The following is an 8,466-nucleotide window of genomic DNA, read 5'->3' on the forward strand; positions in this document are numbered from 1 at the left end:
CATGAACAAAAGATAAATGAACAAAAATCATTATCATCTAAGGGAGCAAAAAAAAGAGCATTAGGTGAAGAAAAAATCAAATTGCCTGATGAGACAGAATCAGAGTTATTAAATGGGATGGCAAAAAAATTATCAAGCGGGAAAGCAACTGAGTTATCAAGCGAAATAGAAACAGAGTTGTCAAACAGAATAGAAACAGGGCTATCAAGTGAAAGAGTCTCAAAATTATCAACTGAAAAAGAAACGGAACTATTAAGCGAAACAGAATTAGAGCTGTCAGATGAAGACTCAGAACTGTCAGGTAAAGAAGCAAAATCATCAGATGAGTCAGAAGATGATTGCTCAGAGCCTTTATTTGAAAAATTGCCATATATAGTTGTGATAGTTGATGAGTTTGCAGATCTTATGATGGTTGCCTCAAAGGATGTTGAGTCTGCCCTGATACGTCTTGCACAGATGGCAAGAGCTGCCGGTATTCACTTGATACTTGCCACCCAGCGTCCCTCTGTTGATGTTCTCACAGGAATAATAAAAGCCAATTTTCCAACACGCCTCTCTTTTCAGGTATCTTCCAGAACAGACTCAAGGACAATTCTTGATACCAATGGTTCGGAAAGGCTTCTTGGAGATGGGGACATGCTTTTTCTGCCCCCTGGCACAGGCAGGCTTCAGAGGATTCAGGGTGCATATATATCTGAAGAGGAGATCTCAAGGGTGACAGCATTTCTGAAAAACCAGCAAGCTCCTAAATACGTTGAAGATGTTACAGAAAAAGTGGATGAATTGCCAGGGGAAGAGGAAGAGGAGGTTTATGATGAAAAATATGATGAGGCTGTGGCTATAGTAACAAGGACTCGTCAAGCTTCCATATCCAGTATTCAGCGTCATCTGAGAATTGGCTATAACCGTGCAGCCAGAATAATAGAAACAATGGAAAAAGAAGGACTTGTGGGTCCCCAGGATGGCTCCAGACCAAGGGAAGTGCTTGTGGGAAGCTATGATGATTAAGGATTTAATGAACTTATGACGATTGATTTTGGATTCAGTGAAACCATCAAGGGTTTTATGGCGGATAATGAAGCAAGATGTTTATATGATACAGCATTGACAGCATCAGCCATGGGGCCTTGTCTTGAGATAGGCAGCTATTGCGGAAAGTCAGCATATTTTATCGGTCTTGCATGCAGAGAAAATGGTTCTGTGCTCTATTCCATTGACCACCACAGGGGATCGGAGGAGCAGCAGCCTGGTCAGGAATATTTTGATCCGGATCTTTATGATTCATCTTATGGAGTGATAAATACATTTGAATTTTTCAGGCAGACAATAAAGCAGGCAGGGCTTGATGAAACTGTTATACCTGTTGTAACGTCATCTGCCACTGCCGGGAAAATGTGGGCAACTCCCATTGCCATGCTTTTTATTGACGGCGGTCACACTTTTGAGGCTGCTTTTAATGATTATCAGACCTGGGCTGGCCACATTGTCAGCGGGGGATTTCTTGTGATTCATGATATTTTTATGGACCCGGCAGCCGGAGGGCAGGCGCCAAGGCAGATATATGAGATGGCCCTTGATTCTCATCAATATCAGACCATGGGATTAACAGGTACCCTTGGTGTTTTGCGTAAAATTCAATGAGCAAGGGGACAAGTAAATATCTGGTCGTAAAATCAGGATCTGACTTATAGACTTCCAGAAAAATATTTTTCCATCTCAACTTTGAAGGGCAACCACATAGGGTTACCCCTAGGTTGTGCTTGCAAATTTAATTTATATGAAAGTCCCCGCCGTTTTTGGTTGCGCGGGGCTTTCATGCTTCGTTGAGGCAGAAGGTTCTGCCATGGCCGTTATCTGGAAAACTATATAAAGAGTCCATCAAATATAATGGAGGGAAAAAAGAGAGATGAAAGTCTATCTATGGAAGGGTAAAAATCCTAAGAACAGAACCGTTAAAGGGGAGATGGAAGCAGAAACCCCTGAGCAGGTAAAATCAAGCCTTCAGAGAAGAAAGATCACGTCAGTTAAAGTTAAGGAGAAGCCAAAGGATATTCTGGAAAATATTGCAATGTTTCAGCCTGCGGTAACTGAGACAGATGTGATTCTATTTTGCAGGCAGTTTTCCACCATGATTGATGCGGGACTCCCGCTTTTGCAGTGCCTTGAGATTCTCTATTCCCAGCAGGAAAACCCCACATTCAAGAAGATCCTCAAAAAGATAAAAGAGGGGGTTGAAACGGGTGAAACCTTTTCAGAGGCGTTGGGAAGGTTCCCAAAAATATTTGATGAGCTTTTTGTTAATATGGTTGAAGCAGGAGAGACCGGTGGTATTCTGGATATTATCCTTCGCAGGCTATCAGCTTACATGGAGAAGATGGCAAAGCTTAAGAAACAGGTCAAGGGGGCAATGACCTACCCTGGTATTACACTTGCCATTGCCATTATTGTTGTCGCTGTTATACTTGTTTTTGTTATACCTGTTTTTTCACAGATGTTTGAGAGCATGGGAGGAGCACTTCCGGCTCCTACTTTGATTGTAATTGCAATGAGCGAATTTGTTAAAAAGTATATTGTCTTTATCATTGTTGGTATTATAGTTGCGGCTATTGGCATAAAAAAAATATATAACACCAAAAAGGGCAGGATTATCATGGATGATATGATACTAAAGGTGCCTGTCTTTGGTATTCTTATAAAAAAGGTAGCTGTGGCAAAATTTACAAGAACCATGGGTACAATGATGTCAAGCGGGGTTTCCATTCTTGAAGCTCTTGATATTGTTGCAAAAACGGCTGGTAACAAAACCGTGGAATTTGCCATTGGAGATGTAAAAGTCGGTATTTCAGAGGGGCGTTCAATGGCAGATCCTCTGCTTGAAAGCGGTGTTTTCCCATCAATGGTATGCTCAATGATTGCAGTTGGAGAGTCCACAGGTGCACTTGATACCATGCTTGGTAAAATTGCCGATTTCTATGATGAAGAGGTGGATCAGGCAGTTAAAAACCTCACAGATCTGATAGAGCCTTTTCTTCTGGTTTTTCTTGGCGTTGTTATCGGTGGCCTGGTAATTGCCATGTATCTGCCGATATTCAAGATTGCCTCTGTTGTTGCCTGATTTTTTACCGTGGAAATGGATACAATTTTCCATATTCGGGGGTGGCTGGCTGGCAGCCATGACCGTTTACCGTGGAAATAGATAAATTGTTTCCATGTTCGGGGGTAGCAGAACGTCCGCCATCTCCGTTTACCAAGTATGACTCCTGATAGGGTAATGAATAGTGCTGAAAAGTGATAGTTTTATTGATAATGACGTTAAAAATGTCAGGAAAAGGCTTGAAAAAATTGACCCTGTGGAGATAGAGCGCGGTTTAAAATGGCTTATCTCCTTCAGGGTTGTTTTTTCTATTGTTCTGATTTTTTCAACCCTGATTTTTTCAACCAACGAAGACCTGCCCCTTGACTCCCAGCCTTTTTTATCTGTCTATATTCTTTCACTTATTATACTGTTTCTTTCAGTATTATATGGATGGTCTTTTAGAACATTTTGTAGAAACCCTCTTTTTGTATATCTTCAGTTGACCCTGGATGTTTTTTCAGTAACTGCAATTATCTATATAACAGGTAGTTTTAATAGCATATTTACATTTTTGTATCTTGTTGTCATTATTGGGTCAAGTATGCTTCTGTTCCGGAAAGGCAGCATGATAATGGCAACACTATGCAGCCTTCAGTATGGGATACTCATTGATCTTGAATATTATCAGATTCTTGAGCCTATAGTGAAACAGGTTCCCCTTTCAACCCAGGTTGCATGGACACACATAATTTACAGGATTGTGATTATCATGACAGCATGTTTTGCTGTTGCACTTTTAAGCGGTTTTCTTGCACTCCAGGCCAGAAAGGCAAGAAAAGAGCTGAAGGTGATGGCGGATCATGTCAAACGTGTTGAAAAAATGGCAACCATGGGAGAGATTGCTGCCGGTATGGCACATGAAATAAAAAATCCACTGGCATCTCTTTCCGGCGCCATTCAGATGTTGAAAGAGGAGGCACCGCCAGGTACCCATAACTATCGCTTAATGCAGATTGTCTTAAGGGAGACAGAGCGCTTGAGCAGAATTGTAACGGATTTTCTTTTGTTTGCAAGGCCATGCGCTTCTGATTTCAAAAATGTTCTTATTGCCCCTGAAATAAGGGATACGGTTAAGATTTTTATGCAGGACAGCCTTTTTGCAGGACGTATTCACTTTGAAATGGATCTTGATGATGAGGTTTCCATTGGCATTGATACTGACCATTTAAGGCAAATTTTATGGAATCTTTTAAAAAATGCTGCTGAGTCCATTGAAGGTGATGGTACAATTGAGATTGATCTGATTAAAACCCGCTCTGACAGGATTTTTCTGAGAATTTCAGATACAGGCTCTGGCATACCATCTGATATCCTTGACTCTGTCTTCAACCCCTTTTTTACAACAAAATCAAATGGTACGGGTCTTGGTTTGTCCATTGTCCACAGAATGATTGACTTTTACAATGGTATTATAGATGTTGACAGCGATCTTAATTATGGTACCACGGTTACAATAATTTTTAAATATAATGCTGAAAAAACAGTTGACCATCAATCATGTGTTGATAATAAAATATTTGACACCCAGGTCTGAAATGGGATAACTATACACCTTTTTCAAGATACCATGACATATACAAACAAAGAGTTAAAATCAAAAAGAAAGATATTTCAAATGGAAGAATCAAGCGTACTTTTAAAAGCAAGAAAAGAGAAGATGGAGGAGCTGAAAAAAGATGGAATACCCCTCTATCCAAATGATTTCAGGGTTTCAAACACTGTTGCTGAACTTCGGGAACTGACAGAAAATAAACCTGAAACCCTTGGTGAGAATGGAACTGAATTTGCTGTTGCAGGCCGTATGATGGCCGTAAATAAATTCGGAAAATCTTCCTTTATCCGTTTCAGGGACAGAACCGGCCAGATGCAGGCTTACTTGCAGAAAGCTCTTCTTGGAGATGATGTCTATACTCTTTTTAAAAAGCTTGATATTGGTGATTTTGTGGGGCTTAAAGGAGCGCTGTTTCAGACAAAAACCGGAGAGTGGACTCTTCTTGCAAAGGAGTTTAGGCTTCTTTCCAAGGCTGTAAGACCCCTTCCGGAAAAATATCATGGAATTAAAGATCCTGAAAAACGATACCGTCAAAGATATCTTGACCTTGTGATGAATGATGAAGCAAGGGAAATATTTGTTAAAAGAAGCCGCATTGTAAGTGTAATGCGCCGTTTTTTTGAAGAAAGGGAGTTCATGGAGGTGGAAACCCCCATGATGCAGCCCCTTCCCGGAGGCGCTGAAGCTACTCCTTTTAAAACATGGCACAATGCTCTTGGCATGGAGCTGTTCCTTAGAATTGCACCGGAGCTTTACCTTAAACGCCTTGTTGTTGGTGGATTTGAAAAGGTGTTTGAGATCAATCGAAATTTCAGAAATGAAGGCGTTTCGACCCGTCATAATCCTGAGTTTACAATGGTGGAGTTCTACCAGGCCTATGCTGACTACGAGCAACTGATGGATATGACAGAAGAGATGTTTAGAACCATTGCAATGGAAGTGAACGGTTCTGAAAAAGTTGACTACCAGGGGGAAGTCATTGATTTTGGAAAACAATGGCAAAGGATTCCCATGATTGAATCTCTTGTTGCCATTGGAGGTGTTGATCCTGCCCTTTTAGACAGGAATTTGCCAGGAGCCAGTGAAAAGCTTTTAAAATTTGCAGAGGAAAAAGGGGTGAAAATCACCAAAAAAGAGCGTCATGGCAAGATTTTGACAAAACTTTTTGATTCACTTGTGGAACCAGAGCTTATTCAGCCAACTTTTATTACCGGTTATCCTGTTGAGGTCTCTCCTCTTTCAAGAAAGAGTGATGTAAACCCTGAGTTGACAGACAGGTTCGAGCTTTTTATTGCAGGTCGGGAGATTGCCAACGGCTTCTCGGAAATAAACGATCCGGCAGACCAGTATGACCGCTTCCTTCAGCAAGCTTCCCAGCGTCAGGATGGAGATTCTGAAGCTCATATAATGGATGCAGAGTATGTGGAGGCCCTTGAGTATGGTATGCCGCCAACAGCAGGAGAGGGCATAGGAATAGACCGCCTGGTAATGCTGCTCACCAACGCTCCTTCAATAAGGGAAGTAATCCTGTTTCCCCATATGAAAAAAGTCAAGGTACAGCGTGACATGGAGACGGACAATTAACCCCTTGCCTTATAAAAGCTTAAAAGAGAGCCACTCTTTTCAGCAATCTGAATCCAGCAATAATAATATCTGTTATGATCACCAATGCAGTGCTGATATCAAGGGTGAACATAAAGGTAATAATACTGTTTCGGATGGTCAATCCGGAATGAAGCACACTTTTAGATTGCCTCTCTCTTTTGAGTTTGTCATTGCAGGACGGTATCTTCGGGCAAGAAGAAAAGAGGGATTTATATCTCTTATCTCAATGCTTTCTGTTGCCGGCGTAATGGTTGGAGTAATGGCTCTTGTTGTGGTTATTGCTGTTATGAGTGGAGCTGAGACAGAGTTCAGGGAAAGAATCCTTGGTGTTGAACCACATATTCTTGTGATGGAATATTCCGGTATGTTCAATAATTACCCGGATGCGGAAAAAAAAGTTTTGCTCATGGAAAGAACTGCTGCTTCTTACCGTGATATTATCTCTGTATCGCCGCTGGTTTTTGGACAGGCTATGATTCGTACATCATCAGGCATGTCAGGTGCTGTTCTAAGGGGAATTGATCCTGAATCAGGTATATCCATGATAAAAGGATACTCAACTGATGACCTGAAAAAGCTTCTTGGAGAGGATCGTTTAGCTTTAGATCCTTCCTCAGCAGCATTTCCCGGCATTATACTTGGGCGGGAGCTTGCCAGAAATATCGGGGTAAAAGAAGGTGATAAAATAATTCTTATGTCAACCGGCGGCATACTGTCGCCTGTGGGGCATATGCCATCCATGAAAAGGTTTGAGGTTGTCGGGCTTTTTGAGTCAGGCATGTATGAATATGACACATCCCTTGTCTATGTTAATATCAGAAGCGCACAGAGTCTCATGGGGATGGGAAGCAGGATATCTGCAATGGGGGTCTGGGTTGATGATATCTATGGTGCATCCGCAGTTAAGGATGCCATTGTTGATACCCTGGACTACCCATATTATGCAAGGGACTGGATGGAGATCAACCAGAGCCTTTTTTCTGCTCTGAAACTTGAAAAAACAGCCATGTTCGTCATATTGACCCTGATAATCCTTGTTGCTGCCTTTAATATTGCAAGCGCTCTTATCATGATGGTCATGGAGAAGACCAGGGACATTGCCGTATTTAAGGCAATGGGGGCAACGGACAGGATGGTTCGTAAAATATTCATGATTCAGGGAATGATTATTGGGCTGAGTGGTACTGTAATGGGGACAGTTACAGGCGTGATTGTATGTTTTTTACTTAAAAAATATGAGTTTATTGAACTTCCGGCTGCCTACCCTTTTTCCACATTACCTGTCCAGCTTGAGGCAGCAGATGTGATTCTTATTGCTGCGGCTTCTTTTATTATATGTCTTGTCTCTACTTTGTATCCTTCGTATAAAGCGTCACGAACCAATCCAGTTGAGGCTTTGCGCTATGGTTAATAAACGGCCGTGGCCGGATTCCTCCATCCTTCCAATGATATCCATGAAGGGTATTGCAAAAAGATTCAGTTCAGCCACATCGGAGATAGAGATCCTAAAGGATGTTAATTTTGATATCTACAGCGGAGAGAGCATTGCTGTTGTAGGGGCATCAGGAACCGGCAAATCAACTCTGCTTCATATTCTCGGAACTCTTGATCGTCCTGACACAGGGGAGCTTTTTTTCGGAGATGAAAAACCTTTTTCAATGGGAAGTGATGAGCTGGCACGCTTCCGTAATCGCAGAATCGGATTTGTCTTTCAGTTTCACCATCTGCTTCAGGGTTTTACAGCCATTGAAAATGTTATGATTCCCTGCCTTATCCAGAAAATTTCACGAAAAAAAAGTTATGCTGCATCTGCACATATTCTTGAGAGGGTTGGATTGAAGAGTCGTCTAAGTCACAGGGCAGAAGATCTTTCCGGTGGAGAGCAGCAGAGAGTTGCCCTTGCAAGGGCAATTGTTCTTAAGCCTGATATTTTGCTTGCTGATGAGCCAACCGGAAATCTGGATGTTCAGAACAGTGACCAGATTCATAAACTGCTTGTGGAGTTAAATCTGGAGCTGGATATGACCATTATGGTTGTGACACATAACAGTGCTCTGGCAGAGCTGATGAGTAAAAAAGTAACAATAAAAAATTTTCAGATAGCGGAAGCGAGATAAGTTTTTTGTATTTCATATACTCAAAATCGACATCTTAGTGCTTTTTTTTATTACTG

Annotated in this window: 7 protein-coding genes; all 7 read left to right on the forward strand. The window is 41.6% G+C overall.

From position 1 onward, the window contains the following. Window positions 1-1,008: DNA translocase FtsK (locus MTBBW1_RS29515; RefSeq protein ID WP_281255634.1), on the forward strand; the 1,008-nt coding region annotated here is incomplete at its 5' end. 15 nt (window positions 1,009-1,023) lie between these two features. Continuing rightward, a complete protein-coding gene (locus MTBBW1_RS11625; protein WP_080803653.1) occupies window positions 1,024-1,641 on the forward strand; it encodes a class I SAM-dependent methyltransferase in 618 nt (205 codons plus the stop codon). Between the two features lie 265 nt (window positions 1,642-1,906). After that, entirely contained in the window at window positions 1,907-3,115 is a 1,209-nt protein-coding gene (locus MTBBW1_RS11630) for a type II secretion system F family protein (protein ID WP_080803656.1), read from the forward strand. Between the two features lie 163 nt (window positions 3,116-3,278). Continuing rightward, a complete protein-coding gene (locus MTBBW1_RS11635; RefSeq protein WP_245809349.1) occupies window positions 3,279-4,670 on the forward strand; it encodes a two-component system sensor histidine kinase NtrB in 1,392 nt (463 codons plus the stop codon). 81 nt (window positions 4,671-4,751) lie between these two features. Beyond that, window positions 4,752-6,272: a lysine--tRNA ligase gene (gene lysS, locus MTBBW1_RS11640; RefSeq protein ID WP_080803800.1), complete on the forward strand. Its 1,521-nt coding sequence runs from the start codon at window positions 4,752-4,754 to the stop codon at window positions 6,270-6,272. A 4-nt stretch (window positions 6,273-6,276) separates the two neighbouring features. After that, window positions 6,277-7,704 carry a lipoprotein-releasing ABC transporter permease subunit gene (locus MTBBW1_RS11645; RefSeq protein WP_245809350.1) on the forward strand — a complete coding sequence of 476 codons (1,428 nt, stop codon included), beginning with the start codon at window positions 6,277-6,279 and terminating at the stop codon, window positions 7,702-7,704. Next, on the forward strand, window positions 7,697-8,410 hold the full coding sequence (locus tag MTBBW1_RS11650; RefSeq protein WP_080803658.1) for an ABC transporter ATP-binding protein: 714 nt from the start codon (window positions 7,697-7,699) through the stop codon (window positions 8,408-8,410). The genes MTBBW1_RS11645 and MTBBW1_RS11650 overlap by 8 nt, the downstream gene beginning before the upstream one ends. Window positions 8,411-8,466: the final 56 nt, after the last annotated feature.

It is taken from the genome of Desulfamplus magnetovallimortis (assembly GCF_900170035.1).
In the GTDB taxonomy this organism is placed as follows: Bacteria; Desulfobacterota; Desulfobacteria; order Desulfobacterales; family Desulfobacteraceae; genus Desulfamplus; species Desulfamplus magnetovallimortis.

What these genes read in the sequence shown, in the direction of transcription:
- lysS (WP_080803800.1), top strand. Translation starts at nt 4,752, where the DNA reads ATGGAAGAATCAAGCGTACTTTTAAAAGCAAGAAAAGAGAAGATGGAG.
- MTBBW1_RS11650 (WP_080803658.1), top strand. Translation starts at nt 7,697, where the DNA reads ATGGTTAATAAACGGCCGTGGCCGGATTCCTCCATCCTTCCAATGATA.
- MTBBW1_RS11630 (WP_080803656.1), top strand. Translation starts at nt 1,907, where the DNA reads ATGAAAGTCTATCTATGGAAGGGTAAAAATCCTAAGAACAGAACCGTT.
- MTBBW1_RS11625 (WP_080803653.1), top strand. Translation starts at nt 1,024, where the DNA reads ATGACGATTGATTTTGGATTCAGTGAAACCATCAAGGGTTTTATGGCG.